Annotated in this window: 30 protein-coding genes and 1 riboswitch; of the genes, 29 read left to right on the top strand and 1 reads right to left on the bottom strand. The window is 65.5% G+C overall.

What is annotated here, in order from left to right; all coding sequences use genetic code 11:
* Positions 1–203: 203 nt before the first annotated feature.
* A riboswitch (TPP riboswitch) is annotated at positions 204–317 on the top strand.
* Between the two features lie 248 nt (positions 318–565).
* The 28 genes from U5A57_RS33175 to tatC all read left to right on the top strand — a co-directional run bounded on the left by U5A57_RS33175 (position 566) and on the right by tatC (position 22,502).
* A complete protein-coding gene (locus U5A57_RS33175) occupies positions 566–1,714 on the top strand; it encodes an FAD-dependent oxidoreductase (protein ID WP_321915901.1) in 1,149 nt (382 codons plus the stop codon).
* A 42-nt stretch (positions 1,715–1,756) separates the two neighbouring features.
* Positions 1,757–1,954, top strand: coding sequence for a sulfur carrier protein ThiS (gene thiS, locus U5A57_RS33170; RefSeq protein WP_028213309.1), 198 nt, complete (start codon positions 1,757–1,759; stop codon positions 1,952–1,954).
* A gap of 81 nt (positions 1,955–2,035) precedes the next feature.
* Complete coding sequence (locus U5A57_RS33165) at positions 2,036–2,851, top strand: thiazole synthase (protein ID WP_321915900.1); 816 nt, start codon at positions 2,036–2,038, stop codon at positions 2,849–2,851.
* On the top strand, positions 2,848–3,960 hold the full coding sequence (gene thiE, locus U5A57_RS33160; protein WP_321915899.1) for a thiamine phosphate synthase: 1,113 nt from the start codon (positions 2,848–2,850) through the stop codon (positions 3,958–3,960). Before U5A57_RS33165 ends, thiE begins: the two co-directional genes overlap by 4 nt.
* A 168-nt stretch (positions 3,961–4,128) precedes the next feature.
* A complete protein-coding gene (locus U5A57_RS33155; protein ID WP_321915898.1) occupies positions 4,129–4,950 on the top strand; it encodes an ABC transporter ATP-binding protein in 822 nt (273 codons plus the stop codon).
* Entirely contained in the window at positions 4,947–5,723 is a 777-nt protein-coding gene (mlaE, locus tag U5A57_RS33150; RefSeq protein WP_321915897.1) for a lipid asymmetry maintenance ABC transporter permease subunit MlaE, read from the top strand. Before U5A57_RS33155 ends, mlaE begins: the two co-directional genes overlap by 4 nt.
* Positions 5,724–5,796: 73 nt before the next feature.
* Positions 5,797–6,360 carry an outer membrane lipid asymmetry maintenance protein MlaD gene (gene mlaD / locus U5A57_RS33145; protein ID WP_321915896.1) on the top strand — a complete coding sequence of 188 codons (564 nt, stop codon included), beginning with the start codon at positions 5,797–5,799 and terminating at the stop codon, positions 6,358–6,360.
* 14 nt (positions 6,361–6,374) lie between these two features.
* Entirely contained in the window at positions 6,375–7,388 is a 1,014-nt protein-coding gene (locus U5A57_RS33140; protein WP_321915895.1) for a VacJ family lipoprotein, read from the top strand.
* Positions 7,389–7,576: 188 nt separating this feature from the next.
* Positions 7,577–8,209, top strand: a complete 633-nt coding sequence (locus U5A57_RS33135; RefSeq protein WP_321915894.1) for an ABC transporter substrate-binding protein — start codon at positions 7,577–7,579, stop codon at positions 8,207–8,209.
* Positions 8,206–8,478 carry a lipid asymmetry maintenance protein MlaB gene (locus U5A57_RS33130; RefSeq protein WP_321915893.1) on the top strand — a complete coding sequence of 91 codons (273 nt, stop codon included), beginning with the start codon at positions 8,206–8,208 and terminating at the stop codon, positions 8,476–8,478. Before U5A57_RS33135 ends, U5A57_RS33130 begins: the two co-directional genes overlap by 4 nt.
* A gap of 289 nt (positions 8,479–8,767) precedes the next feature.
* Positions 8,768–9,694, top strand: coding sequence for an ABC transporter ATP-binding protein (locus U5A57_RS33125; RefSeq protein ID WP_321915892.1), 927 nt, complete (start codon positions 8,768–8,770; stop codon positions 9,692–9,694).
* On the top strand, positions 9,691–10,446 hold the full coding sequence (locus tag U5A57_RS33120) for an ABC transporter permease (RefSeq protein ID WP_321915891.1): 756 nt from the start codon (positions 9,691–9,693) through the stop codon (positions 10,444–10,446). Before U5A57_RS33125 ends, U5A57_RS33120 begins: the two co-directional genes overlap by 4 nt.
* Positions 10,447–10,461: 15 nt before the next feature.
* On the top strand, positions 10,462–10,701 hold the full coding sequence (locus tag U5A57_RS33115; RefSeq protein WP_028206568.1) for a BolA family protein: 240 nt from the start codon (positions 10,462–10,464) through the stop codon (positions 10,699–10,701).
* Between the two features lie 108 nt (positions 10,702–10,809).
* Positions 10,810–12,072, top strand: a complete 1,263-nt coding sequence (gene murA / locus U5A57_RS33110; protein ID WP_321915890.1) for a UDP-N-acetylglucosamine 1-carboxyvinyltransferase — start codon at positions 10,810–10,812, stop codon at positions 12,070–12,072.
* The gene (hisG, locus tag U5A57_RS33105) at positions 12,069–12,767 is read left to right on the top strand and encodes an ATP phosphoribosyltransferase (protein WP_321915889.1); all 699 of its coding nucleotides are present in this window, start codon (positions 12,069–12,071) and stop codon (positions 12,765–12,767) included. Before murA ends, hisG begins: the two co-directional genes overlap by 4 nt.
* A gap of 116 nt (positions 12,768–12,883) precedes the next feature.
* Positions 12,884–14,203 carry a histidinol dehydrogenase gene (gene hisD, locus U5A57_RS33100; protein WP_321915888.1) on the top strand — a complete coding sequence of 440 codons (1,320 nt, stop codon included), beginning with the start codon at positions 12,884–12,886 and terminating at the stop codon, positions 14,201–14,203.
* A gap of 221 nt (positions 14,204–14,424) precedes the next feature.
* Positions 14,425–15,501, top strand: a complete 1,077-nt coding sequence (gene hisC / locus U5A57_RS33095; protein WP_321915887.1) for a histidinol-phosphate transaminase — start codon at positions 14,425–14,427, stop codon at positions 15,499–15,501.
* Positions 15,502–15,555: 54 nt separating this feature from the next.
* Complete coding sequence (gene hisB / locus U5A57_RS33090; RefSeq protein WP_028218451.1) at positions 15,556–16,143, top strand: imidazoleglycerol-phosphate dehydratase HisB; 588 nt, start codon at positions 15,556–15,558, stop codon at positions 16,141–16,143.
* A gap of 209 nt (positions 16,144–16,352) precedes the next feature.
* The gene (hisH, locus tag U5A57_RS33085; RefSeq protein ID WP_158758746.1) at positions 16,353–16,994 is read left to right on the top strand and encodes an imidazole glycerol phosphate synthase subunit HisH; all 642 of its coding nucleotides are present in this window, start codon (positions 16,353–16,355) and stop codon (positions 16,992–16,994) included.
* A gap of 174 nt (positions 16,995–17,168) precedes the next feature.
* Entirely contained in the window at positions 17,169–17,921 is a 753-nt protein-coding gene (hisA, locus tag U5A57_RS33080) for a 1-(5-phosphoribosyl)-5-[(5-phosphoribosylamino)methylideneamino]imidazole-4-carboxamide isomerase (RefSeq protein ID WP_069268257.1), read from the top strand.
* A 223-nt stretch (positions 17,922–18,144) separates the two neighbouring features.
* On the top strand, positions 18,145–18,918 hold the full coding sequence (gene hisF, locus U5A57_RS33075) for an imidazole glycerol phosphate synthase subunit HisF (RefSeq protein ID WP_321915886.1): 774 nt from the start codon (positions 18,145–18,147) through the stop codon (positions 18,916–18,918).
* A 4-nt stretch (positions 18,919–18,922) separates the two neighbouring features.
* Entirely contained in the window at positions 18,923–19,348 is a 426-nt protein-coding gene (hisI, locus tag U5A57_RS33070) for a phosphoribosyl-AMP cyclohydrolase (RefSeq protein ID WP_321915885.1), read from the top strand.
* Entirely contained in the window at positions 19,345–19,713 is a 369-nt protein-coding gene (locus U5A57_RS33065) for a phosphoribosyl-ATP diphosphatase (protein WP_110388464.1), read from the top strand. The genes hisI and U5A57_RS33065 overlap by 4 nt, the downstream gene beginning before the upstream one ends.
* Positions 19,714–19,804: 91 nt before the next feature.
* Positions 19,805–20,197 carry a DUF4870 family protein gene (locus tag U5A57_RS33060; RefSeq protein WP_028206579.1) on the top strand — a complete coding sequence of 131 codons (393 nt, stop codon included), beginning with the start codon at positions 19,805–19,807 and terminating at the stop codon, positions 20,195–20,197.
* A 42-nt stretch (positions 20,198–20,239) separates the two neighbouring features.
* Positions 20,240–20,608, top strand: a complete 369-nt coding sequence (locus tag U5A57_RS33055; RefSeq protein WP_321915884.1) for a histidine triad nucleotide-binding protein — start codon at positions 20,240–20,242, stop codon at positions 20,606–20,608.
* Between the two features lie 159 nt (positions 20,609–20,767).
* A complete protein-coding gene (gene tatA / locus U5A57_RS33050; RefSeq protein WP_321915883.1) occupies positions 20,768–21,004 on the top strand; it encodes a Sec-independent protein translocase subunit TatA in 237 nt (78 codons plus the stop codon).
* Positions 21,005–21,113: 109 nt separating this feature from the next.
* The gene (gene tatB, locus U5A57_RS33045; protein ID WP_321915882.1) at positions 21,114–21,674 is read left to right on the top strand and encodes a Sec-independent protein translocase protein TatB; all 561 of its coding nucleotides are present in this window, start codon (positions 21,114–21,116) and stop codon (positions 21,672–21,674) included.
* Positions 21,675–21,719: 45 nt separating this feature from the next.
* On the top strand, positions 21,720–22,502 hold the full coding sequence (gene tatC / locus U5A57_RS33040) for a twin-arginine translocase subunit TatC (RefSeq protein WP_321915881.1): 783 nt from the start codon (positions 21,720–21,722) through the stop codon (positions 22,500–22,502).
* A 113-nt stretch (positions 22,503–22,615) separates the two neighbouring features.
* Here tatC and U5A57_RS33035 read toward each other — a convergent pair whose 3' ends face one another.
* Positions 22,616–23,833, bottom strand: a complete 1,218-nt coding sequence (locus tag U5A57_RS33035) for a Do family serine endopeptidase (RefSeq protein ID WP_321915880.1) — start codon at positions 23,831–23,833, stop codon at positions 22,616–22,618.
* Between the two features lie 19 nt (positions 23,834–23,852).
* On the opposite strand from U5A57_RS33035, the gene U5A57_RS33030 reads away from it, so the two are divergent.
* Positions 23,853–24,599, top strand: a complete 747-nt coding sequence (locus U5A57_RS33030) for a Nif3-like dinuclear metal center hexameric protein (protein ID WP_321915879.1) — start codon at positions 23,853–23,855, stop codon at positions 24,597–24,599.
* Positions 24,600–24,661: the final 62 nt, after the last annotated feature.

Below are 24,661 nucleotides of genomic sequence, written 5' to 3'. Positions count from 1 at the left end.
TTCTGTCGCCGGGCGCTTAAGTGAGTCTTAATGGGCAAAAAGCGGAGACAAAAGCGCACGCCGGCGCCGCCGTAGCGTGGCGGTCATTGTCTCACCGCGCGGGCTCGTGAGGCGAAAGCGGCGGGCTCAGGCCATTGTGCCAGAGCAGGCGTCCCGCTCCGCCGAGGTTTGCGGGCCGCGCGCCTTTTGTGGTCTAATCGACCTTGACGAAACAGGGGTGCTTCACCGGTATGCGGGGCATGCCGTACTGAGGCTGAGAGAGACCCTTCGCACCCGATCCGGGTAATACCGGCGCGGGAAGTTTCCAGAAAGTCTTACCGGAGCGCCCAGCATTTGCAGGGGCGCCAGGATTCCCGCCGGGCTGCGCTTTGGGCGCACGGGTTCGTACGAATTCCTTATCGGGACGTACGGGCCGTCTGCGCCGCATAGCCTCCACGGTCGGCCTTGCCAGCCGGTTTCGTCCTTGGGTACGTCTGCTGCTGCCGTACGGAAAGGATACGATGACCGCCTATTCTCTTTGTTCCCCGATTTTTATCGCGTTCGCGCTGCGTGACGGAGCGCCGTCATGAGTCGCGCTCATCACCGTAGTGCGGGCAGCGTGCCCGACTTCGCCGTGCTCGGCGGCGGTTTGAGCGGCCGGCTCGTCGCATGGCGGCTCGCCGGCTCCGGCCATCGCGTCGCGCTCTACGAGCGTGGCGGCCCCGAAGGCGGCGAGGCCGCGGCTTGGGTCGCGGCGGCCATGCTCGCGCCGCTCGCGGAGGCCGCCGTTGCTGAATTGCTCATCACCGAGCTTGGTGTCGCGTCGCTCGAAACCTGGCCGCGCATCCTGGCCGAGTTGCCGGAGCCCGTGTTCTTCCAGCGCAATGGCACGCTCGTGGTCTGGCATACCGCCGATCGCACCGAAGCCCCGCTCTTCGAGCGCCGCGTGCGCGCCAACGCGCCGCGTTCGCTGGCCGACGCGAACTTCGTCGCGCTCGCCGGCGCGCAGCTCGACGCCGCCGAACCGGCGCTCGCCGGGCGCTTCGCGCGCGGCTGGCTGCTCGAAGGCGAGGGTCAGCTCGACAATCGCCAGGCGTTGGCCGCGCTGGCGGCGGGGCTGGCCGAGCGCGGCGTGCAAACGCACTGGCACACCACGGTCGACGAGGCTAATCCGCCGCCTGCGCGCGTGACGATCGACTGTCGCGGGCTAGGCGCCAAACCTGTGCTGCCGGGTTTGCGCGGCATTCGCGGCGAGGTCGCGCGCGTGCACGCGCCGGGCATCACGCTCACGCGCCCCGTGCGGCTCTTGCATCCGCGCTATCCGCTCTATATCGCGCCCAAGGAAAACGACGTCTTCGTGATCGGCGCGACCGAGATCGAAGGCGAGGACCGTTCGCCCGTGAGCGTGCGCTCGGCGCTCGAGCTGCTGAGCGCGGCGTTTGCGGTGCATCCGGCGTTCGGCGAGGCGCGCATCCTCGAGTTGAACACGCAGTGCCGCCCGACGCTGCCCGACCACCGCCCGGCTCTTATTTGGGACGGCAAGACCACGCTGCGCGTGAACGGTCTCTACCGTCACGGCTTCATGATCGCGCCGGAAGTCGCCGACGAAGCCGCGCGCATTGCCCAAGCGCTGCTCGATGCGCGCGTGAACGACGCCGAGTCCTTCGAGTCGCTGCGCCGCGCGTCGCGCTGGAGCGAGATGCTGCACGCGCAGGGCGCACACGAGCCGGCGTGACGCATCGCCAGAATCAAACCGTAGTCTGAGAACGTATTTGCCATGGACATTCATATCAACCAGAAGCCGATCACGCTGCCCGAGGGCGCGACGGTCGCCGATGCGCTCGCCGCATTTGGCGCGCGTCCGCCGTTCGCCGTCGCGCTGAATGGCGATTTCGTGGCGCGCGCCCAGCATGGCGCGCGCGCGCTCCAGGCGGGCGACCGCCTCGACGTCGTGAGCCCCGTGGCCGGCGGCTGAGCCTCGCTCGCCCAGGCCGCCGGTCGCGCGCATCGCATGTATCGCGAGCGCTTTCACGACACCGCCCAAGGATTCCAACCCATGACCACCACTCCCACCGCCGACGCGCTCACGCTCTACGGCGAAACCTTCGCGAGCCGCGTGCTGCTTGGCACGTCGCGCTATCCGTCGCTGCAGTCGCTCGCCGATTCGATGGCGGCCGCGCGCCCCGGCATGATCACCGTTGCGCTGCGCCGCCAAATGAACGAGGGCACCGCCGAAGCGGGCTTTTTCGATCTGCTCAAGCGCCAAGGCGTGCCGCTCCTGCCGAACACGGCTGGCTGCCTCACCGTCAACGAGGCGGTCACGACCGCGCACATGGCGCGCGAAGTCTTCGAAACCGACTGGATCAAGCTCGAACTGATCGGCGACGACTACACGCTGCAGCCCGACCCGGTCGGCCTGATCGAGGCCGCGGCGCGCCTCGTGAAGGATGGCTTCAAGGTGCTGCCGTACTGCACCGAGGACCTCGTGATCGGCCGCCGTCTGCTCGACGCGGGCTGCGAAGCGCTCATGCCATGGGGCGCGCCGATCGGCACCGGCAAGGGCGTGATCAATCCGTACGGCCTGCGCGTGCTGCGCGAGCGCTTGCCCGATGTGCCGCTGATCGTCGATGCGGGTCTCGGCGTGCCGTCGCATGCCTGCCAGGTGATGGAGTGGGGCTTCGATGGCGTGCTGCTCAATACGGCCGTTTCGCAGGCCACGCACCCCGAGGCGATGGCGCGTGCGTTCGCGCTGGGCGTCGAGGCGGGGCGCGCCGCGTTTCTCGCCGGGCCGATGGCCGAGCGCGAGGCGGCGGTTGCGAGCACGCCCGTGGTCGGCATGCCTTTCTGGCACCAGGATGGAGACAAGCGATGACTGAAACGCTGCGACTGCAGGACCGCGAACTGTTCTGGCCGCCCGCCGACGAACTCACCGAAACGGCGGAGCGCATTCGCGCGCGCCTCGGCGACTGGCAGCCCACGCATGCGCCGTGGCGCATCTGTCTCACGCCGCCTGACGCGCCCAACGGCGGCGATCTCATCATCGTCACCGACGCGGCGCCGCACCTGACCCACATCGCGCGCTGGATGACCGACGGCGCGGGCGTGATCGAAGCCGCCGGCGAGAACCCGAAGGCCGCTCGCGCCACGCTGCATCTGGGCGGCGAGCGCTACGCGCTCGAAGGCGAGCTGGCGGAAGACTGGATCCCCGCGCTGGCGGCGTTCCTCGACTGCGGGTTCGACCCGCACGACGCGCTCGTGCTCGCGCTCGCCTGGCGCGACGGCGACGAAGAGCAGGCCGACGCCTGGCCCGTCGACATCAAGCGCTTTCCGCGCGTGCTGGGCCTGCCTGCCGCGCCCGCGCAGCCGTTCGCGCCGTGCCCGGCGAAGCTCGGCCTGTATCCGGTCTTGCCCACCGCCGACTGGGTCGAGCGCGTGCTCGACTACGGCGTGAAGACAGCGCAACTGCGCAGCAAGCAACCGAAATCCCCGGCGCTCACGAGCGAAATCGAGCGCTGCGTCGCGGCGGGCCGCAAGCACGACGCGCAGCTTTTCATCAACGATCACTGGCAGGAGGCCGTCGCGGCCGGCGCCTACGGCGTGCACCTCGGCCAGGAAGACCTGCGCGAAGCCGACCTCGGCGCGATCGCGGCGGCAGGCGTGCGTCTTGGCCTGTCGACGCACGGCTACTTCGAAATGCTCACGGCGCTCCATTTCCGTCCGAGCTACCTCGCGTGTGGCGCCGTCTTCGCCACCACGACCAAGGCGATGCCCACGGCGCCCCAAGGCCTCGCGCGTCTCGCCCGCTATGTGAAGCTGCTGGACGGCGTCGTGCCGATGGTGGCCATTGGCGGCATCGACGGCAATGTGCTGCCGGAAGTGCTCGCCACGGGCGCGGGCAGCGCGGCGGTGGTGCGCGCCGTGACCGAGGCGGCCGATCCGGCTGCCGCGGTTGCTGCATTGCGCAACGCGTTTACGCAATAATGGTCCGCCCTGGCTTGGAGGCTGCGCCGCGTGCGCACCCTCCGGCCAGGGGGCCGCAACCCGCAGTGTCGGGTGGCGCGGCTTACATCAACGGATCAGGGTGCGTCACGGCAGGTTTTACACGATGGCCCTATAATCCCGCCTTCGTGTAAATGGACAGTCAGCCACGTGCCCTCAACCTCTGAGACCCTACTGGAACTGCGCGACGTCGACTTCGGCTACGGCGATCGGCTCGTCCTGTCCGGCCTGAACATGCGCTTCCCGCGCGGTCAGGTGGTGGCAGTCATGGGCGGTTCCGGTGGCGGAAAAACGACAGTGCTGCGCTTGATCGGCGGCCTCGTTCGCGCCCAGCGCGGCCAGGTGCTGTTCGGCGGGCAGGACGTCGGCGCGCAATCGCGCGACGGCCTCTACGCCCTGCGCCGCAAGATGGGCATGCTCTTCCAGTTCGGCGCGCTCTTCACCGACATGTCGGTATTCGAGAACGTGGCTTTCGCGCTGCGCGAGCACACCGATCTTCCCGAAGAGCTGATCCGCGACCTCGTGCTCATGAAGCTCAACGCCGTCGGCCTGCGCGGCGCGCGCGACCTCGCGCCGTCGGAAATCTCGGGTGGCATGGCGCGCCGCGTCGCGCTCGCCCGCGCCATCGCGCTCGACCCCGAACTCATGATGTACGACGAGCCGTTCGCGGGTCTCGACCCGATTTCGCTCGGCATCACCGCGAACCTCATCCGCACGCTCAACGACGCGCTCGGCGCGACCTCGATCCTCGTCACGCACGACGTGCCCGAGTCGTTCGCGATCGCCGACTACGTGTATTTCATGGCGAACGGCCGGGTGCAGGCGCAGGGCACGCCCGACGAACTGCGCGCCTCGACCGATCCGATCGTGCGCCAGTTCATCGACGGCGCGCCGGACGGCCCGTTCCGGTTCCATTACCCGTCGAACCATCCGCTCGCAGCGGACTTCGGCATCGGCGGAGGCCACTCATGATCGGCGCCATCAGCTCGATCGGGCGCACGGTGCTCGAGACCATCGCGCGCGCAGGGCATGCCACGCGTTTTTTCGTGCGCCTCGTTCTCGAATTCTTCCCGCTGCTGCGCCGGCCACGCCTTGTCACGAAGCAGATCCACTTCGTCGGTAATTATTCGCTGTTGATCATTGCCGTGTCGGGCCTTTTCGTGGGCTTCGTGCTTGGCCTGCAGGGCTACTACACGCTCAACCGCTACGGCTCCGAGCAGGCGCTCGGGCTGCTGGTCGCGCTCTCGCTCGTGCGTGAACTCGGGCCCGTCGTCACCGCGCTGTTGTTCGCGGGCCGCGCAGGCACCTCGCTTACGGCCGAGATCGGCCTCATGAAAGCGGGCGAACAGCTCACCGCCATGGAAATGATGGCCGTGGACCCCGTGCGCGTGGTGGTCGCGCCGCGCATGTGGGCGGGCGTGATCGCCATGCCGATCCTCGCGGCTATCTTCAGCGCGGTCGGCATTCTGGGCGGCTACGTGGTCGGCGTGCTGCTGATCGGCGTGGACGCCGGCGCGTTCTGGTCGCAAATGCAGGGCGGCGTGGACGTCTGGGCAGACGTGGGCAACGGCGTGATGAAGAGCATCGTGTTCGGCTTCGCCGTGACCTTCACCGCGCTCTATCAGGGCTACGAGGCGAAGCCCACGCCTGAAGGCGTGTCGCGCGCGACCACGAAGACGGTCGTGTACGCGTCGCTCGCGGTGCTCGGCCTCGACTTCCTGCTCACCGCGCTGATGTTCAGCTAAAGACGCCGGGCAGTGACCCGGCCGCGCGGCGCGCGTATCGGCGTCGCCGCAACGGATTCTCATTGGGATGACGATGAAAAAGAATGCTCTCGACTTTTGGGTCGGCCTGTTTGTGGTGCTGGGCTTTATCGCGCTGCTGTTCCTTGCGCTGAAGGCCGGCAACATGAGTTCGCTGTCGTTCCAGTCCACCTACCCGGTGAAGCTCAAGTTCGACAATATCGGCGGACTCAAGCCGCGTGCGCCGGTGAAGAGCGCCGGCGTGACCGTGGGCCGCGTGGCTTCGATCGGCTTCGACTCCAACACCTACCAGGCGCTGGTGACGATCAACCTCGACCAGCAGTACCAGTTTCCGAAGGACACGTCGGCGAAGATCCTGACGTCCGGCCTGCTCGGCGAGCAGTACATCGGACTCGAGCCGGGCGGCGACTCGGAAATGCTCAAGGCCGGCGACACCATCTCGATGACGCAATCAGCCATCGTGCTCGAAAACCTGATCGGCCAGTTCCTCTATAGCAAGGCGGCCGATTCGGGCGCCGCCAAGCCGTCCAGCGGCGCGAGCACGGATGCGGCGCCTGCTGCGGCACCCGCGCCGGCCCCGGCATCCGTACCGGCACCGGCGGCTTCGGCGGCCCAATAAGAAGGAGAACAAGAATGACGACCATACGCATGCGCGCCATTACGATTGGCGTCGCAGCGCTTGCACTCGGGGGCTGTTCGACGGTGCAGACGCCGTCCAAGGACGATCCGTGGGAAGGCTTCAACCGCACGATCTACACGTTCAACGACAAGGTTGACACGTACGCGCTCAAGCCGGTGGCGCAGGGCTATGTGAAGGTCACGCCGCAGCCTGTGCGTGACAGCGTGACGAACTTCTTCGCGAACATTGGTGACGTTTACAACGCGGCGAACAACTTCCTGCAGTTGAAGATCACCGACGGTGTCGAGGACATCATGCGGATCGTGATCAACACGGTCTTCGGCCTGGGCGGCCTGTTCGACGTCGCGACGCTCGCGAAGCTGCCCAAGCACAACCAGGACTTCGGTCTCACGCTCGGTCATTATGGCGTGCCGCCGGGCCCGTACCTCGTGCTGCCGCTGTTCGGTCCGAGCACGGTGCGTGACGGCGTGGGCCTCGTGCCCAACTACTTTATCAATCCGCTCACCTACGTGGATCCGGCCGCGCTCTCGTGGGGCCTCTACGGCCTGAACGTGGTGAGCACGCGCGCCAATCTGCTGGGCGCGAGCGATTTGCTCGAAGGCGCGGCGATCGACAAGTATTCGTTCATCCGCAACGCCTATTTGCAGCGCCGCCGCTATCTGCTGTCGGATGGCCGTGCGTCTGACAACAATCTGCCGGATTACGGCGATGGCGCGCCGCTGCCGAAGTACGACGACACCGACGAAGGCGCGGCGCCTGGCGCGGCGGCGCCCGCGTCGGGCGCGGCTACCGGTGCCGCGGTTCCCGCTTCGGGCACCCGTGCGGCTACGCCGAACGCGGCGAGCATGGCGCCCGCGTACCCCAACGGCGAGACGACCGCTCCGGCCACGCCGGAAAGTCCGGCCGGTGCCTCGGCGCCGGTGGGCGCGTCGGGAACCACCGTGCCCGGCGACCAGATGATCCCGCCTGCGCGCATCGGCTTCCCGGGCATGCTGCGTCTGCGTTGAGCGCCGCGCTCCGGCCGGACGTTGCGCAATGCACCGCCTCGCCGGAGCGTTCGTCTGGCATAAACGTCTGACGTAACAAGCAGAAACGCTTGTCGCACTTTGCTGTCAGTTTTTGACATAGCGAGATACAACTCGCGTGCTATCGTTGGCTCCAACGGGGCGATGTCCCCCAACTAGCAGGACTGGATATGAAAAAATTCTTTCTGTACCCGTTTTTCGCCATGTTTTTTTCGTTTGCCGGCGGCGCGTTCGCTCAAACGGTCGACACCAGCAATCCCGACGCGATGATCCAGACGGTCACGCAGCAGGTCATGAGCCAGATCAAGGGTGACAAGTCCATCCAGTCCGGCGACATCAGCAAGATCACGCAGCTCGTCAACGAAAAGATCCTGCCGTACACCGACTTCCGCCGCACCACGCAGCTCGCGATGGGCCGCAACTGGCGCACCGCCACGCCGGAGCAGCAGCAACAGGTCATCGAGCAGTTCAAGACGCTGCTCATCCGCACGTACTCGGGCGCGCTCGCCCAGGTGCGCGACCAGGAGATCCAGTACAAGCCGTTCCGCGCGAACCCGGACGACACCGACGTCGTGGTCCGTTCGACGGTCGTGAACGGCGGCCAGCCGATCGAGCTCGACTATCGCCTGTACAAGACGCCGCAAGGCTGGCGCGTGTATGACATCAACGTGCTTGGCGCATGGCTCATCCAGGCGTACCAGCAGCAGTTCCAGGAGAAGATCCAGCAAGGCGGCGTGGACGGCCTGATCCAGTTCCTCACGCAGCGTAACCAGCAACTCGCATCGGGCAAGGCGACCTCGTGAGCGAGCGCTTCGCCACCGGCGCAAACCTGACCCATGAGAGCGCGAAGGCCGCGCTCTCGGCCGGGTTTGCGCAAATCTCAGCGGGCGCAACCGCCGTGGACTGCGCCGCGCTCACCCAGTTCGATTCGTCGGCGCTCGCCGTGCTGATCGCCTGGCAGCGTGCCGCGCATGAGCGCGGCGCTTCGCTTGCCGTGCTCAATTTGCCCCCCGCGCTCGCGTCTCTCGCGCGCGCCTACGGCGTCGATTCGCTCCTCGACGAGCGACATTGACCCGCGTCGCCTGGCCGGACGATTGTGTTCGAGCGGCATATCGCCACACTGCTGCCGCACAGCCAGGCTGACGCACTTCCCCCTCCAGGGCCAGGCCGTGCTTTCCGACTTGGCCTATAATCAACCGTTTTTTGGGCGCTGCCTCGGCGCAAAAAGCACGGCTTGGCAGGTAAAAAGCGTGCACTGAGACAGCAAAGCCGGCCTCGTAAGCCGTCCCCAATTCCGGTCTTCCCCGCAGCATTGATGCACTCTTGAGCCGCGCCGTTCGCAAACGGGCGGCGTATTAGTCATGCCAGCCATAGAAATCCGTAACGTCAAGAAGCGCTACAAATCGCTTCAGGCGCTCAAGGGCGTCAGCTTCACGGTCGAAGACGGCGAGTTCTTCGGGCTGCTCGGTCCGAACGGCGCGGGCAAGACGACGCTCATCAGCATTCTTGCCGGCCTCGCGCGCGCAGACGAGGGCTCGATCGCCGTGCGCGGTCACGATGTCGTCGCCGACTACCGCAACGCACGCCGCAATCTGGGCGTCGTGCCGCAGGAACTGGTGTTCGATCCGTTCTTCACCGTGCGCGAGACGCTGCGCATCCAGTCCGGCTACTTCGGTCTGCGCAATAACGACGCGTGGATCGACGAAGTCATGGCCAATCTCGACCTCACCGAGAAAGCCGACGTGAACATGCGCGCGCTGTCGGGCGGCATGAAGCGCCGCGTGCTGGTTGCGCAGGCGCTCGTGCATCGTCCGCCCGTGATCGTGCTCGACGAGCCCACCGCCGGCGTGGACGTGGAACTGCGCCAGACGCTCTGGAAGTTCATCGCGCGCCTGAACCGCGAAGGGCACACCATCGTGCTCACCACGCACTATCTCGAAGAAGCCGAGCAGTTGTGCGACCGCATCGCCATGCTGCGGCGCGGCGAGATGGTCGCGCTCGAGCGCACGACGGCGCTGCTGCAGCGCTTCGCGGGCACGCAGCTTTTCCTGCGTTTCTCGGAAGGCGTGCTGCCGAGCGATCTGCGTGCGCTCGAAGTCGATCCGTCCAACGCCAGCGCACACCAGCACCTGCTGCGCCTCGCGAGTTACGACGACGTGGAGCGCATTCTCGCGAAGTGCCGCGCGAACGGCTGCAAGCTCGAAGAAGTGGAAGTGCGCAAGGCCGATCTGGAGGATGTCTTTGTGCAGGTGATGAACGGTCCTGAAGTGCTCGAGGGTCTCGCATGAGCGGTTTCCGTACGCTGTTCTACAAGGAAGTGCTGCGCTTCTGGAAGGTCGCTTTCCAGACCGTGCTCGCACCCGTCATTACCGCGCTGCTCTATCTCACGATCTTCGGCCACGCGCTGCGCGGCCACGTGGAGGTGTACCCGGGCGTGGAGTACACGAGCTTCCTGATTCCCGGCCTCGTGATGATGAGCGTGCTGCAGAACGCCTTCGCGAATAGCTCGTCGTCGCTGATCCAGTCGAAGATCACGGGCAATCTCGTATTCGTTCTATTGCCGCCGCTCGCCGCATGGGAGATGTTTGGAGCCTACGTGCTCGCCTCGATCGTGCGCGGCCTCGCCGTTGGCGCGGGCGTGTTCGTCGTGACGATCTGGTTCATTCCGATGAGCTTCGCCGCACCGTTCTACATCATCGCTTTCGCGGTGCTCGGCTCGGCCATCCTCGGCACGCTCGGCCTGATCGCCGGGATCTGGGCGGAGAAGTTCGACCAGCTCGCGGCGTTTCAGAACTTTCTCATCATGCCGCTCACGTTTCTTTCGGGCGTGTTTTATTCGACGCATACGCTGCCGCCCGTGTGGCGCGAGGTGTCGCGGCTCAATCCGTTCTTCTACATGATCGATGGCTTTCGCTTTGGGTTCTTCGGCCTGTCCGATATCAATCCGCTCGTGAGCCTTTCGATCGTTTTCGTGTTTTTCGTGGCGCTTGCCACGCTCGCCATGCGTTTGCTCGCGAGCGGGTACAAGCTGCGTCACTAAGCAGGAGCCATACTCATGTTGCCGACTCCGGAACAGATCAAGCAGTACATCTCGGCAGGGCTCGCGTGCGAGCACCTCGAAGTCGAAGGCGATGGCCAGCACTTCTTCGCGACGATCGTCTCCTCAGCATTCGACGGCAAGCGCTTGATCCAGCGCCATCAGCTCGTCTACGCGGCGCTCGGCGACCGCATGCGCGAGGAAATTCACGCGCTCAGCATGAAGACGCTCACGCCCGCCGAATGGCAGAACGCATAATCTGGAATCTCAGTGCGAATTACCCAGGACAAAGACGCCGCCGCGAGCGGCGCAGCTCAACATCAAGCGACCCAGCAAGCCGGCCGCACCGATCAGGAAACCTCAGGCATGGATAAACTCGTCATCGTCGGCGGGCAGAAGCTCGCAGGGGAAGTGGTTGTTTCCGGTGCGAAGAATGCGGCGCTGCCCATCCTCTGCGCAGGCCTTCTGAGCGCCGAGCCCGTTCATCTCGACAACGTGCCTGACCTTCAGGACGTGCGCACCACGCTCAAGCTGCTCAATCAGATGGGCGTGCGCACCGAGCAGGACGGCCACCGCGTGCAGCTCGACGCCTCGAAGGTGAACAACCTCGTGGCGCCGTACGAGCTCGTGAAGACCATGCGCGCGTCGATCCTCGTGCTCGGGCCGCTCGTCGCGCGCTTTGGCGAGGCGAAGGTGTCGCTGCCGGGCGGCTGCGCGATCGGCGCGCGCCCCGTGGACCAGCACATCAAGGGCCTGCAGGCAATGGGCGCCGAGATCAACATCGAGCACGGCTTCATCGAGGCGCGCGCGAAGCGCCTGAAGGGCGCGCGCATCGTCACCGACATGATCACGGTCACCGGCACGGAAAACCTGCTGATGGCCGCCGTGCTCGCCGAGGGCGAAACGGTGATCGAAAACGCCGCGCGCGAACCCGAAGTGGGCGACCTCGCGCACCTGCTCGTGGCAATGGGCGCGAAGATCGAAGGCATCGGCACCGACCGCCTCGTCATTCAGGGCGTGGACAAGCTCCACGGCGCGCACCACACGGTCATTCCCGACCGGATCGAAGCGGGCACGTTCCTGTGCGCGGTCGCGGCCGCGGGCGGCGACGTCACGCTGCGTCACGTGCGTCCGCACATTCTCGATGCCGTCACCGACAAGCTGCGCGAAGCGGGCGTGACGATCGAAGAGGGCGACGACTGGATGCGCGTGCGCATGCACGAGCGCGCGCGTGCCGTGAACCTGCGCACGTCCGAATACCCGGCGTTCCCGACCGACATGCAGGCGCAGTTCATGGCGCTCAACACGATCGCGGACGGCACCTCGCAGGTCGTCGAGACGATCTTCGAGAACCGCTTCATGCACGTGCAGGAACTGAACCGCCTCGGCGCTCACATCACGATCGACGGCAAGACGGCGCTCGTCGCCGGCGTCGAAAAGCTCTCGGGCGCGAAGGTGATGGCAACCGACCTGCGCGCTTCGGCAAGCCTCGTGATCGCAGGCCTGTGCGCCGACGGCGAAACGCTGATCGACCGCATCTATCACCTCGACCGCGGCTATGACCGCATGGAGGCGAAGCTCACGAAGATCGGCGCGAACGTGAAGCGGATCAAGGGGAGTGCGGCATGAGCACCGTCGAGTCCAAGCCCACGCCAGCGGCCGCGGCCAGCGCGCCGCTGACGCTTGCGCTCTCGAAGGGCCGCATCTTCGAAGAGACGATGCCGCTGCTCGCCGCGGCCGGCGTGCATGTGACCGAAGACCCGGAAACCTCGCGCAAGCTGATCCTGCCGACCACCGACCCGAACCTGCGCGTGATCATCGTGCGCGCCACCGACGTGCCCACCTACGTGGAGTACGGTGCGGCCGACTTTGGCGTGGCGGGCAAGGACGTGCTCAACGAGCACGGCGGCGGCGGGCTGTATCAGCCGATCGATCTCGACATCGCGCGCTGCCGTCTTTCGGTGGCCGTGAAGGCGGGCTTTGATTACGCGAATGCGGTGCGCCAGGGCGCGCGCCTGCGCGTGGCGACCAAGTACACGGAAGCCGCGCGCGAGCACTTCGCGGCCAAGGGCGTGCACGTCGACCTCATCAAGCTGTACGGCTCGATGGAACTCGCGCCGCTCGTGGGTCTCGCGGATGCGATTGTCGACCTCGTCAGCACGGGCGGCACGCTGCGCGCGAACAATCTGGTCGAGGTGGAAGAGATCATGGAGATCTCGTCGCGCCTCGTCGTGAATCAGGCGGCGCTCAAGCTCAAGCGCGCCGCGCTGCGGCCCATCATCGACGCGTTCGAACGCGCGTCGCGCGGCGCGCAGTCGGCCTGAACAGGCTGGCCGAGTCGAAAGCAACGAGCACTAAGGGCAGGCGCAATGACGCGCCGCCTCGCGCGCGGCGCATCTCAAAAGGCGTGGCGCGCACAACGTAACGGATGGATACCAGCATGGCTATCACGATGCGCAAACTCGATTCCAGCGCCGAAGGCTTCAAGAAGGCGCTGCACGCGGTGCTCGCCTTCGAGGCGAGCGAGGACGAGGCCATCGAGCGCTCCGTCGCGCAGATTCTGGCCGATGTGAAGGCGCGCGGCGACGCCGCCGTGCTCGACTACACGAACCGCTTCGACCGCCTCACCGCGACGAGCGTCGCAGCGCTCGAACTGCCGTTTTCCGAACTCGAAGCGGCGCTGGAGAGCCTCGAGCCCAAGCAGCGCGCGGCGCTCGAAGCGGCGGCGGCGCGCGTGCGCGGCTACCACGAGAAGCAGCGCATCGAGTGCGGCTCGCATAGCTGGCAGTACACCGAAGCGGATGGCACGGTGCTCGGCCAAAAGGTCACGCCGCTCGACCGCGTAGGCCTTTATGTTCCTGGCGGCAAGGCCGCGTATCCGTCGTCCGTGCTGATGAATGCGATTCCCGCGCGGGTGGCGGGCGTGCGCGAAATCATCATGGTCGTGCCCACGCCCGACGGCGTGAAGAACCCGCTCGTGCTGGCGGCGGCGCTGCTCGGCGGCGTCGATCGTGTGTTCACGATCGGCGGTGCGCAGGCCGTGGCCGCGCTCGCGTACGGCACGAACACGATTCCGCCCGTCGACAAGATCTGCGGGCCGGGCAACGCCTACGTCGCTTCGGCCAAGCGCCGCGTGTTCGGCACGGTTGGCATCGACATGATCGCGGGCCCCTCGGAAATCCTCGTGATCTGCGACGGCACGACCGATCCGCGCTGGGTGGCCATGGACCTGTTCTCGCAGGCCGAGCACGACGAGCTCGCGCAGTCCATCTTGCTGTGCCCGGACGAAGGCTTCATCAAGCGCGTGGAAGACGCCATCGCCGAATTGCTGCCCAGCATGCCGCGCGCCGAAGTCATTGCCACGTCGCTCACGAACCGCGGCGCGCTCGTGAAGGTGCGCGACATGGCGGAGGCCTGCGCCATCGCCAACGAGATCGCGCCGGAGCACCTCGAAATCTCGGCGCTGGAGCCGCAGAAGTGGGGCGCCGAAATTCGCCACGCGGGCGCGATCTTCCTTGGCCGCTACACGAGCGAAAGCCTCGGCGACTACTGCGCTGGGCCGAATCACGTGCTGCCTACGTCTCGTACCGCACGTTTCTCCTCGCCGCTCGGCGTCTATGATTTCATCAAGCGTTCGAGCCTCATCGAAGTCAGCGCGGAAGGCGCGCAGACGCTCGGTGAGATTGCGGCCGAACTCGCCTATGGCGAAGGCCTGCAAGCGCACGCGCGCAGCGCCGAATTTCGCATGAAGCCGGTGTGAAGCACGCCTCACAACTTGCAGAAGCGGGTTGAATGAGCCGCCGCGCGGCATGGAGACGTTGCGCGACGACAGGCCCCGCAAGTGTGCGGGTGCCGCAGTTTGCACCCGCCGTTCGACCCGTAGTGACCCACACGCAGCAGAGACCACGACGATAACCAGGGCCGCCGGCTTGCCGAGCGGTCCGTGCCGGCGGCCTCGCTTTTCGCGAGCCGCTTTTCGACATGACGACACCACAAGACATCATCCGTCGCGACGTGCTCGCGATGACGAGTTACCCCGTGCCCGACGCTTCCGGTTTTGTGAAGCTCGATGCGATGGAGAACCCGTTTGCACTGCCCGCCGACCTTGCAGAGCAACTGGGCGAACGCCTCGCGGCAGTCGCGCTGAACCGCTATCCCGCGCCGCGTCCCGAAGCGCTGATCGCCAAGCTCAAGCAGGTCATGCGCGTGCCGGCCGACTGCGACGTCCTGCTCGGCAACGGCTCGGACGAGATCATCAGCATGGTGACCACGGCGTGCGCGAAGCCGGGCGCGAAAGTGCTGGCGCCGGTGCCGGGCTTCGTCATGTATGCGATGTCGGCGAAGTTCGCGCAGGTCGAGTTCGTCGGCGTGCCGCTCAAGGCGGACTTCACGCTCGACCTCGAGGCGACGCTCGCGGCTATCGCGGAGCACACGCCGGCCGTAATCTGGCTGGCGTATCCGAACAACCCGACGGGCACGCTGTTCGCCGACGCCGACATCGAGCGCGTGATCGCGGCCGCTGCGACGGCGAAGAGCCTCGTGGTGATCGACGAGGCCTACCAGCCGTTCGCGATGCAAAGCTGGATGCCGCGCGTGGGCGAGTTCGACAACGTGGTCGTAATGCGCACGATGTCGAAGCTTGGGCTCGCAGGCATACGCCTCGGCTATCTGGCCGGGCGTCCGACGTGGCTCAACGAGTTCGACAAGGTGCGTCCGCCGTACAACGTGAACGTGCTCACGCAGGCGGCCGCAGATCTGTTGCTCGACCATGTGGATGTGCTCGACGCGCAGGCCGCGCAATTGCGCGCACAGCGTGCAGCGCTCGCGTCCGAAGTGGCGAAACTTCCGGGCGCCCAGGTGTTCGAAAGCGCGGGCAATTTCCTGCTCGTGCGCGTGCCCGACGCGGCCGCGGTTTTTGACACGCTGCTGTCTGCCCGGATTCTGATCAAAAACGTGGGTAAAATGCACCCATTGCTTGCGAACTGTGTGCGCCTGACCGTCGGCACCCCCGACGAAAACGCACAATTGCTCGCTGCCCTGAAGCTCGTGCTCCGTTAAGCCGAAGCTTCGTTCTCCCACTCTCCTGTTACGGGCTGTTTGAAGGAAATTGCCATGCGCGTCGCGCAAGTCGTTCGCAACACCAGCGAAACGCAAATCCGCGTGAAACTCAATCTGGACGGCACCGGCGAGCAAAAGCTCGCGACCGGCGTGCCGTTTCTCGACCATATGCTCGACCAGATCGCACGACACGGTCTGATCGATCTGGAAGTCGAGGCGCATGGCGACACGCATATCGACGACCACCATACGGTGGAAGACGTCGGCATCACGCTCGGCCAGGCGGTGGCGCAGGCCATTGGCGACAAGAAGGGCATTCGCCGCTACGGTCACGCCTACGTGCCGCTCGACGAGGCGCTCTCGCGCGTCGTGATCGACTTCTCGGGCCGTCCGGGCCTCGAATTCCACGTGCCGTTCACGCGCGCGCGCATCGGCACGTTCGATGTCGACCTGTCGATCGAATTCTTCCGCGGCTTCGTGAACCACGCCGGCGTGACGCTGCACATCGACAATCTGCGCGGTCTCAACGCGCACCATCAGATGGAAACCGTGTTCAAGGCATTCGGCCGCGCGCTGCGCCAGGCCGCCGAACTGGACGAACGTCAGGCGGGCAAGATTCCGTCGACGAAGGGCAGCCTCTAAGGGGCGCCTTGCACCGACCAGCAGGCGGGCAGCGCCGCGCGGAAGGCGCAGGCGCATGCAGCATGCGCGCCACATTAGCCGTTCGGCTTATGGGCTTGCGCGCGCCAGGTGGCGTACATTGACGGCTTCGAAGGCAGATCAGGGCACATCGCGGCGCACTGGCGCCCACACAGCCAAGGGCAGGGCCTGCTGAGCAGGCCGGATTCGAGATGAAAACTTCAATTGCGATTGTGGATTATGGGATGGGCAACCTGCGTTCGGTGGCCCAGGCGCTGAGGCAGGCCGCACCGGAAGCCGACGTGGCTATCGTCGAGCGCCCCGAAGCGATCCGCGCGGCCGACCGCGTGGTGCTGCCGGGTCAGGGCGCGATGCCCGACTGCATGCGCAGCCTGGCGGAGTCGGGCCTGCAGGACGCCGTGCTCGAAGCCTCGCGCACGAAGCCGCTCATGGGCGTATGCGTGGGCGAGCAAATGCTGTTCGACTGGAGCGCGGAAGGCGACACGAAGGGCCTGGGCCTGTTGCCCGGCAAGGTCGTGCGCTTCGATCTGGAAGGCCAGTTGCAGGACGACGGCTCGCGCTTCAAGGTCCCGCAAATGGGCTGGAACCGCGTGCGCCAGGCGCGCGCCCACGCCCTGTGGGACGGCGTGCCCGACGAAAGCTTCTTTTACTTCGTGCACAGCTACTATGTGGTTCCGGCGGATGCGGCGCACACCGTGGGCGAAACGCCGTACGGCGCGGCCTTTACCTCGGCAGTGGCGCGGGATAACATCTTCGCCACCCAATTCCACCCGGAAAAGAGCGCCGCTGCGGGCTTGCGCGTCTATCGCAACTTCGTCCACTGGAACCCCTGAATTCCTGCGGCGCTGACGCTCGCAGCCGCCTTCGCGCACGAGCGCCGCGGCATACGACTTGCGTCAGCAAGGCCGCCGAAAGAGTTGTACTAAACTAGCGAAACGGCGTCGGATCGGGCCTTTTTTCCGCCGGCGCCGCAGACTTCAACCCCATTCCCAGACACACCCGAAGCTATGCTGCTGATTCCGGCCATCGATCTCAAAGACGGTCACTGCGTGCGCCTCAAACAAGGCGATATGGACCAGGCGACGATTTTCTCCGAGGAACCGGCGGCTATGGCCCGACATTGGGTCGAGCGCGGCGCGCGGCGCCTGCACCTCGTCGACCTGAACGGCGCGTTTGCCGGCAAGCCGAAGAACGAAGACGCGATTCGCGAGATCATCCGCGAAGTCGGCGACGAGATCCCCGTGCAGCTCGGCGGCGGCATCCGCGACCTCGACACCATCGAGCGTTATCTCGACGACGGCCTGTCCTATGTGATCATCGGCACCGCCGCCGTGAAGAATCCGGGCTTCCTCCAGGAAGCGTGCACGGCATTCGGGGGCCATATCATCGTCGGCCTCGACGCGAAAGACGGCAAAGTCGCGACCGACGGCTGGAGCAAGCTCACGGGCCACGAAGTCGTGGACCTCGCGCGCAAGTTCGAGGACTACGGCGTCGAGTCGATTATCTACACCGACATCGGCCGTGACGGCATGCTTCAGGGCATCAACATCGAAGCGACGGTGCGCCTCGCGCGTGCGGTGAAGATTCCGATCATCGCGAGCGGCGGTCTTTCCAACCTCGGCGACATCGACGCACTGTGCGAAGTCGAGGACGAAGGCGTGGAAGGCGTGATCTGCGGTCGCGCGATCTACTCGGGCGACCTCGATTTCGCCGCCGCGCAAACGCGCGCAGACAGCCTGCGCGAATCGGACGACGCGTAACGCGTCGAACGCCGGCCTCCGTAACGGGAGGCCTTTTGTTTTTGGTGCTGCGCCGCCATCTCCATTGGGACTGGCGCCCGCGCGGGATAATTTCGCCTAAAGGCGCAAGGCAAGCCGCAAAGCGCGCGACAATGGGCTGCGTGCCAGGCCCCAACCGGGGTCGGCAGCGTCCTCGCGAAAGTCGCTCGCCGCACTCACACCGACTCGCAACTTCGGCAAGATCATGGCTCTACCCAAACGCATCATCCCCTGCCTCGACGTGACCGCCGGGCGCGTCGTGAAGGGCGTCAATTTCGTCGAACTGCGCGACGCGGGAGACCCCGTCGAAATCGCGCGCCGCTACGACGACCAGGGCGCCGACGAACTGACGTTTCTCGACATCACCGCGACCTCCGACCAGCGCGACCTGATCCTGCCGATCATCGAGGCGGTGGCTTCGCAGGTCTTCATTCCGCTCACCGTCGGCGGCGGCGTGCGTGCCGTGGCGGACGTGCGGCGCCTGCTCAACGCCGGGGCGGACAAGGTCAGCATGAACTCGTCGGCCGTCGCCAATCCGCAGCTTGTGCGCGATTCCGCCGACAAATACGGCTCGCAGTGCATCGTCGTCGCCATCGACGCGAAGCGGACGTCCGCGCCGGGCGAACCCGCGCGCTGGGAAGTGTTCACGCACGGTGGCCGCAAGGCCACGGGCATCGACGCCGTGGAATGGGCGCGCAAGATGGCCGAGCTGGGCGCGGGCGAAATCCTGCTCACGAGCATGGACCGCGACGGCACGAAGAGCGGCTTCGACCTCGCCCTCACGAGCGCGGTGTCCGACGCTGTGCCGATTCCCGTGATCGCCTCGGGCGGCGTGGGCGGCCTGCAGGACCTCGCAGACGGCATCGTCAAGGGCCGTGCCGACGCCGTGCTGGCGGCGAGCATCTTCCACTACGGCGAGCACACGGTGGGCGAGGCGAAGCGCTTCATGGCCGACCAGGGCATCTCGGTGAGGATGTGACGCGATGAGCAACGAACCAACCAACGACCTTGCCAACGCCAACTGGCTCGACAAGGTCAACTGGGACGCGAGCGGCCTCGTGCCGGTGATCGCGCAGGAAGCCACCACCGGCGACGTGCTGATGTTCGCCTGGATGAACCGCGAAGCGCTCGCCAAGACGGTGGAGCTGCGCCGCGCCGTGTACTTCTCGCGCTCGCGCCAGCGCCTGTGGTTCAAGGGCGAGGAGTCGGGCCACGTGCAGCACGTGCGCGACATCCGCCTCGACTGCGACGAAGACGTCGTGCTGCTCAAGGTCGAGCAGGTGTCGGGCATCGCGTGCCACACGGGCCGCCACTCGTGCTTTTTCCAGCAATTCGAAGGCACCGTCGACGAAGGCCGCTGGGTCGCCGCCGACCCTGTGCTGAAAGACCCCGAACACATCTACAAATGACGCAACTGAACACCAACGACACCCTGCTGCGCCTCGCAGCGGTGATCGACAGCCGCAAAGGCGGCGATCCGGACGCCTCCTACGTCGCGCGCCTGTTTCACAAGGGCGACGACGCAGTGCTCAAGAAGGTCGGCGAAGAAGCAACGGAAGTCGTGCTGGCCGCGAAGGACGTGCGCCAGGGCGGCGCACCGAAGGCGCTGGTCGGCGAGATGGCCGACCTGTGGTTCCATTGCCTCGTCACGCTCTCGCATTTCGATCTGAGTCCCGCCGACGTGCTCGCGGAACTGGAACGCCGCGAGGGTCTTTCGGGTCTTGAGGAAAAGGCGCTGCGCAAGAGCCGCGAGCGCGAAGAGAACGGCGACTGAGGCTGGCGCGCAGCGCAACCCACCCCACGTTCTGCATGGGACCGGAGTAACCGCTAAAGCGCTAACTCTGGATCGACAGGAGATGAACGACATGTCCACGTCTGGCGACTATCCGCCCCCTTCGTACCGCAACGGCGTTGACGCGGACCGTTTGCGCAGCCTGCGCACTTTCACGCACGTGCTGTACGCGCTCTACGCGGTGTACTGGCTCACCGGCGGCATTTCGGTGCTGGTGGCCATCATCCTCAATTACCTCAAGCGCGACGAAGCGCTCGGCACGCCCTACGAGCAGCACTTCACCTGGCAAATCCGCACGTTCTGGCTTGGCCTCGCCGGCCATCTGATCGGCGGCGTGCTCATCTTCGTGCTGGTCGGCATTCCAATTTTGTGGGCTGTCGCAATCTGGACGTTGTACCGTATCATCAAAGGCTGGCTGTACTTGTACGACAACAAGCCGCTGCACAATCCGCGCGCCTGGTTTTGAGGGCAGCCGGGTGCGTGTGCGGCGCTGCTCACCAGGAGCACCATGAGTCACGACCGCAGCACCTGTCTTTTCTGCAAGATCGCCGATGGCCAGATTCCCAGCACCCGGGTGTATGAAGACGACGAATTCGTCGCCTTCCGCGACATCCGGCCCGCAGCCGAAACGCACGTCCTCGTCATTCCGCGCCAGCATATTTCCACCCTTGCCGACTGCGGTGAAAACGACGCACCGCTGCTTGGTAGAATGTTTGTATTGGTCGCGCGGCTCGCCAAGGAGCTGGGCGTCTCGTACACGGGCGGCGACACCGGATTTCGCACGGTCGTGAATACGGGGCCGGGCGGCGGGCAGGAGGTCTACCATCTGCACGCGCATTTGCTGGCCGGGCCGCGTCCGTGGCACCGCATGGGCTGAGTGCCGAGGGCGGTGAAAGTCGGTATAAATGATGGATGGCGTGGGGCGAACCCCGCGTTTTGCTAAAGGGTCGCACGCCACGTCGGTGCAACATCAAACAGGCACAATTTATCGCGTCGCGCACATCGCGCGGCGACGGGGTTAAGGAGAGAGTGAATCATGGGTTCGTTGAGCATTTGGCACTGGCTGATCGTCTTGTTGATCGTTGCGCTCGTCTTCGGCACCAAGAAGCTGCGCAATATCGGTAGCGATCTGGGCGGTGCGGTAAAGGGTTTCAAGGAAGGCATGCGCGAGAGCGAAGGCGCCGACGCGCCAAAGCGTGAGCTGCCGGCCGACGGCGGCGCAGTCGACGTCGAAGCCAAGGACAAGACGCAGCGCTCGAACGACTACCGCTAAAACGCGTGGCGGCCTTTTTCTCGCCGCCACCTGTTTTCCAGCTTGAATCCCGCTCGTGACCACAGCTTGTGACTAACAAGACAGCCAAGGCTGACGGAAAACTCCATTCATGCTCGATCTCGGTTTAACCAAGATGGCGCTGATCGGCGTCGTCGCGCTGGTCGTTCTCGGACCGGAGCGGCTGCCGCGTGTCGCACGCACGGCGGGCGCGCTGTTCGGGCGCGCGCAGCGTTATATCAACGACGTCAAGGCGGAAGTCACGCGCGAGATCGAACTCGACGAGTTGCGCCGCATGAAGACCGAGTTCGAGGAGGCGGCGCAGAACGTCGAAAAGAACGTTCAGGACAACCTGCGCAAGCATGAAACCGAGTTGAACGACGCCTGGAACGCGGGCACGTCGGTGTCGCCGAGCATCGCGGGCGGCGCAGATCCTGCCAGTCTGGAAGGCGCTGCGGCCAACGTGATGGACGGCACCGCAACGCAATCGGGATGGCGCTCCGGCAACGCGGGCGCGAGCGGTGCGAAGCGCAAGAACTGGCGCGTGAAGCAAAGCGCCGCGCCTGTCTGGTACAAACGCGCCACGCTGCGCCGTACGCGAGTGCAATCCGGCGCTGCGCGCGTGGCACAGCACACGCCGGCAAGCCTGCGCCGGCCCACGCGGTTCTTCTGACGCGGATTCGCATTTGCGCACGACCATTTCCAACAGAGGGCCGGTGTGAGCGACCCCCAGCAAAAACTGGACGAAGGCTCCGAAGAGACCTTCATTTCCCATCTCGTCGAACTGCGCGACCGCATTATTCGCGCGGGCCTTGCCGTGATCGTCGTGTTCATCGGGCTCGTGTACTGGGCGCCCGATATATTCCGTCTGCTTGCGCGTCCGCTCATGCAGAACCTGCCGCGCGACGGCAAGATGATCGTCACCGACGTGACCGGCTCGTTCTTCGTGCCCATGAAGGTCACGATGCTCGTGGCCTTCGTGATCGCGCTGCCGGTCGTGCTCTACCAGATCTGGGCGTTCGTCGCTCCCGGCCTTTACCAGCACGAAAAGAAGCTCGTCGCGCCGCTCGTGGCGAGCAGCTACACGCTCTTCCTGTGCGGCATGGCGTTCGCGTATTTCGTGGTGTTCCCGACCATCTTCCGCGTAATGGCGCATTACAACGCGCCACTTGGCGCGGAGATGACGACCGATATCGACAATTACCTGAGTTTCGTGCTCACCATGTTCATTGCGTTCGGCGTGACCTTCGAGGTGCCGATCATCGTGGTGCTGCTCGTGCGCATGGGCGTGGTCACCGTGAAGAAGCTCAAGCAGGTCCGGCCCTACGTGATCGTTGGCGCGTTCATCGTCGCGGCCGTCGTGACGCCGCCGGACGTGTTCTCGCAGCTCATTCTCGCGTTGCCGCTCATCGTGCTGTACGAGCTGGGCATCATCGCGGCGCGTATCTTCATTGGCACCGGCGAGAAGAAACCCGCGGACGAGAGTCAGCCGGCGAGCTAACCTCGCTGGCGCTGCGCAGAAAACCGCAGGCAAACGAAAAGGCCGCGAACTTGAGTTCGCGGCCTTTTCGCATTCTGGAAACGGGCAGGGCGCGACGCCCGGCCTGTGACGGATCAGCCCCCGTCGTCGTCGCCTTCGCCGTCTTCCTGGGCCGGCTGCTTCGGCGGCGGCGGGCGCTTGCCGATCAGCACGTCGAGATCCATGTCCTTGTTCTTGCGCACGAGGTGGATCTTCGCGTCGGTGCCCGGTTTGATCTGCGCGATCACGTTCAGAAGGCGTGTGGTGTCCGTGATGGCCTCGCCGTTCACCGAGGTCAGAACGTCGCCGGGCTTAATGCCGGCCTTGTCGGCGGGGCCGCCCTGCAGCACGCCTGCGACGATCGCGCCAGACTTCTCCTTGAGCCCAAACGAGTCGGCGATCTCGGGCGTCACGTCCTGCGGTTCTACGCCGATCCAGCCGCGCGTGACCGAACCCGAGGTGATGATGCTCTCCAGCACGCTGCGCGCCGTGGAGACGGGAATCGCGAAGCCGATGCCGAGCGAGCCGCCCGAGCGCGAGTAGATGGCCGTGTTGATGCCGAGCAGGTTGCCGTTCACGTCGACGAGCGCGCCGCCCGAGTTGCCCGGATTGATTGGCGCGTCGGTCTGAATGAAGTTTTCGAACGTGTTGATGCCGAGGTGATTGCGGCCCAGCGCGCTGATGATGCCCATCGTGACCGTTTGTCCCACCCCGAACGGGTTGCCGATGGCGAGCACGACGTCGCCCACGCGCGTCTGGTCCATGCGGCCGAGCGTGATGGTGGGCAGGTTCGGCAGGTTGATCTTGAGCACAGCGAGATCGGTTTCCGGGTCGATGCCGATCACCTTCGCGTTGGTGGTGCGGCCGTCGGAAAGCGCGATTTCGATCTGGTCCGCGCCGTCGATCACGTGCTGGTTCGTTAGAATGTAACCGTCCGGACTGACAATGACGCCCGAACCGAGGTTGGCGGCAGGCTGCTCCTGCTGCTTGTGGTTTTTGTTGCGATCGCCGAAGAAGTAGCGAAATAGCGGGTCGTTCTGGCGGGGGTCGGGCGGCAGCGACCCATCCTTGCTCGAGAACACGTTGACGACCGCGGGCATTGCCTTCTGGGCGGCGTCCGCATAGGAGCCCTGGGTGGTGCCTCCACCGATGCCTGGCGCCACCTCCCGCAGTGCGACGATCGGTTCGGCAAGCTGCTTGCCGAACTGCCCCTGGTGCTGCAGCCACTGCGGTTTGAGCGTGGCGATGATGAACATCAACGCCAGCAGGACCGTCACCGCCTGGGCGAAGAACAGCCAAAAGCGTCTAAGCATCTGAAGATTAGAGGATTATATGGATCGGATCGAACTGGAATTGTATCTGAACAATCTTCTGGAATCCGCGCGGTTCAAGGACTACTGCCCCAATGGTTTGCAGGTCGAAGGGCGGCGTCGGGTGGAGAAGATCGCCACGGGCGTGACCGCTTCACTCGCCTTCCTGGAAGCCGCGCTCGAGTGGGGCGCCGACGCCGTGCTCGTGCACCATGGCTACTTCTGGAAGAACGAAGCGCCGCAAATCACGGGCCGCAAATACCGGCGCCTGAAGACCTTGCTCGCGAACGATATCAACCTGTTCGCGTACCACCTGCCGCTCGATAGCCATCCGGAACTGGGCAATAACGCGCAGTTGGGCGCCAGATTCGGCTGGATCGGCGAACAACGCTTCGGCGAGCAGGATCTCGGCTGGATGGCCACGCTGCCCATGCCGATCACGCTTGCGCACTTCACCGCCGAGGTCACGCAAACGCTCGGCCGCGCGCCGCTCGTGCTGGGCGACCCCGACTGGCAGCTGCGCCGCGTGGCCTGGTGCACGGGCGCCGCGCAAAGCTACTTCGACGCCGCGATCGACGCCGGCGCCGACGTCTTCCTCACCGGCGAGATCTCCGAGCAGACCACGCACACGTCGGCGGAAAGCGGGGTGGCGTTTCTCGCGGCGGGCCACCACGCAACCGAGCGTTTCGGCGTGCAGGCGGTGGGCGCGCACCTCTCGGAAGCGTTCAACATCGAGCATCTTTTCATCGACATCGACAATCCCGTTTAAACGAACTTTTCCATGCGCATGCCGGCGTTCGCAAGGCGAAAATTGTCGTGGTGCAGCATCGT

This window comes from Paraburkholderia sp. J11-2, from assembly GCF_905220185.1.
Classification (GTDB): domain Bacteria; phylum Pseudomonadota; class Gammaproteobacteria; order Burkholderiales; family Burkholderiaceae; genus Paraburkholderia.
Note: the sequence above shows the minus strand (reverse complement) of the source record. Positions and strands in the feature narration are given on the sequence as shown.

Coding starts and splice junctions, on each gene's coding strand:
- U5A57_RS33175 (WP_321915901.1), top strand. CDS start 566: ATGAGTCGCGCTCATCACCGTAGTGCGGGCAGCGTGCCCGACTTCGCC.
- thiS (WP_028213309.1), top strand. CDS start 1,757: ATGGACATTCATATCAACCAGAAGCCGATCACGCTGCCCGAGGGCGCG.
- U5A57_RS33165 (WP_321915900.1), top strand. CDS start 2,036: ATGACCACCACTCCCACCGCCGACGCGCTCACGCTCTACGGCGAAACC.
- thiE (WP_321915899.1), top strand. CDS start 2,848: ATGACTGAAACGCTGCGACTGCAGGACCGCGAACTGTTCTGGCCGCCC.
- mlaE (WP_321915897.1), top strand. CDS start 4,947: ATGATCGGCGCCATCAGCTCGATCGGGCGCACGGTGCTCGAGACCATC.
- mlaD (WP_321915896.1), top strand. CDS start 5,797: ATGAAAAAGAATGCTCTCGACTTTTGGGTCGGCCTGTTTGTGGTGCTG.
- U5A57_RS33140 (WP_321915895.1), top strand. CDS start 6,375: ATGACGACCATACGCATGCGCGCCATTACGATTGGCGTCGCAGCGCTT.
- U5A57_RS33135 (WP_321915894.1), top strand. CDS start 7,577: ATGAAAAAATTCTTTCTGTACCCGTTTTTCGCCATGTTTTTTTCGTTT.
- U5A57_RS33125 (WP_321915892.1), top strand. CDS start 8,768: ATGCCAGCCATAGAAATCCGTAACGTCAAGAAGCGCTACAAATCGCTT.
- U5A57_RS33120 (WP_321915891.1), top strand. CDS start 9,691: ATGAGCGGTTTCCGTACGCTGTTCTACAAGGAAGTGCTGCGCTTCTGG.
- U5A57_RS33115 (WP_028206568.1), top strand. CDS start 10,462: ATGTTGCCGACTCCGGAACAGATCAAGCAGTACATCTCGGCAGGGCTC.
- murA (WP_321915890.1), top strand. CDS start 10,810: ATGGATAAACTCGTCATCGTCGGCGGGCAGAAGCTCGCAGGGGAAGTG.
- hisG (WP_321915889.1), top strand. CDS start 12,069: ATGAGCACCGTCGAGTCCAAGCCCACGCCAGCGGCCGCGGCCAGCGCG.
- hisD (WP_321915888.1), top strand. CDS start 12,884: ATGGCTATCACGATGCGCAAACTCGATTCCAGCGCCGAAGGCTTCAAG.
- hisC (WP_321915887.1), top strand. CDS start 14,425: ATGACGACACCACAAGACATCATCCGTCGCGACGTGCTCGCGATGACG.
- hisB (WP_028218451.1), top strand. CDS start 15,556: ATGCGCGTCGCGCAAGTCGTTCGCAACACCAGCGAAACGCAAATCCGC.
- hisH (WP_158758746.1), top strand. CDS start 16,353: ATGAAAACTTCAATTGCGATTGTGGATTATGGGATGGGCAACCTGCGT.
- hisA (WP_069268257.1), top strand. CDS start 17,169: ATGCTGCTGATTCCGGCCATCGATCTCAAAGACGGTCACTGCGTGCGC.
- hisF (WP_321915886.1), top strand. CDS start 18,145: ATGGCTCTACCCAAACGCATCATCCCCTGCCTCGACGTGACCGCCGGG.
- hisI (WP_321915885.1), top strand. CDS start 18,923: ATGAGCAACGAACCAACCAACGACCTTGCCAACGCCAACTGGCTCGAC.
- U5A57_RS33065 (WP_110388464.1), top strand. CDS start 19,345: ATGACGCAACTGAACACCAACGACACCCTGCTGCGCCTCGCAGCGGTG.
- U5A57_RS33060 (WP_028206579.1), top strand. CDS start 19,805: ATGTCCACGTCTGGCGACTATCCGCCCCCTTCGTACCGCAACGGCGTT.
- U5A57_RS33055 (WP_321915884.1), top strand. CDS start 20,240: ATGAGTCACGACCGCAGCACCTGTCTTTTCTGCAAGATCGCCGATGGC.
- tatA (WP_321915883.1), top strand. CDS start 20,768: ATGGGTTCGTTGAGCATTTGGCACTGGCTGATCGTCTTGTTGATCGTT.
- tatB (WP_321915882.1), top strand. CDS start 21,114: ATGCTCGATCTCGGTTTAACCAAGATGGCGCTGATCGGCGTCGTCGCG.
- U5A57_RS33035 (WP_321915880.1), bottom strand. CDS start 23,833: ATGCTTAGACGCTTTTGGCTGTTCTTCGCCCAGGCGGTGACGGTCCTG.
- U5A57_RS33030 (WP_321915879.1), top strand. CDS start 23,853: ATGGATCGGATCGAACTGGAATTGTATCTGAACAATCTTCTGGAATCC.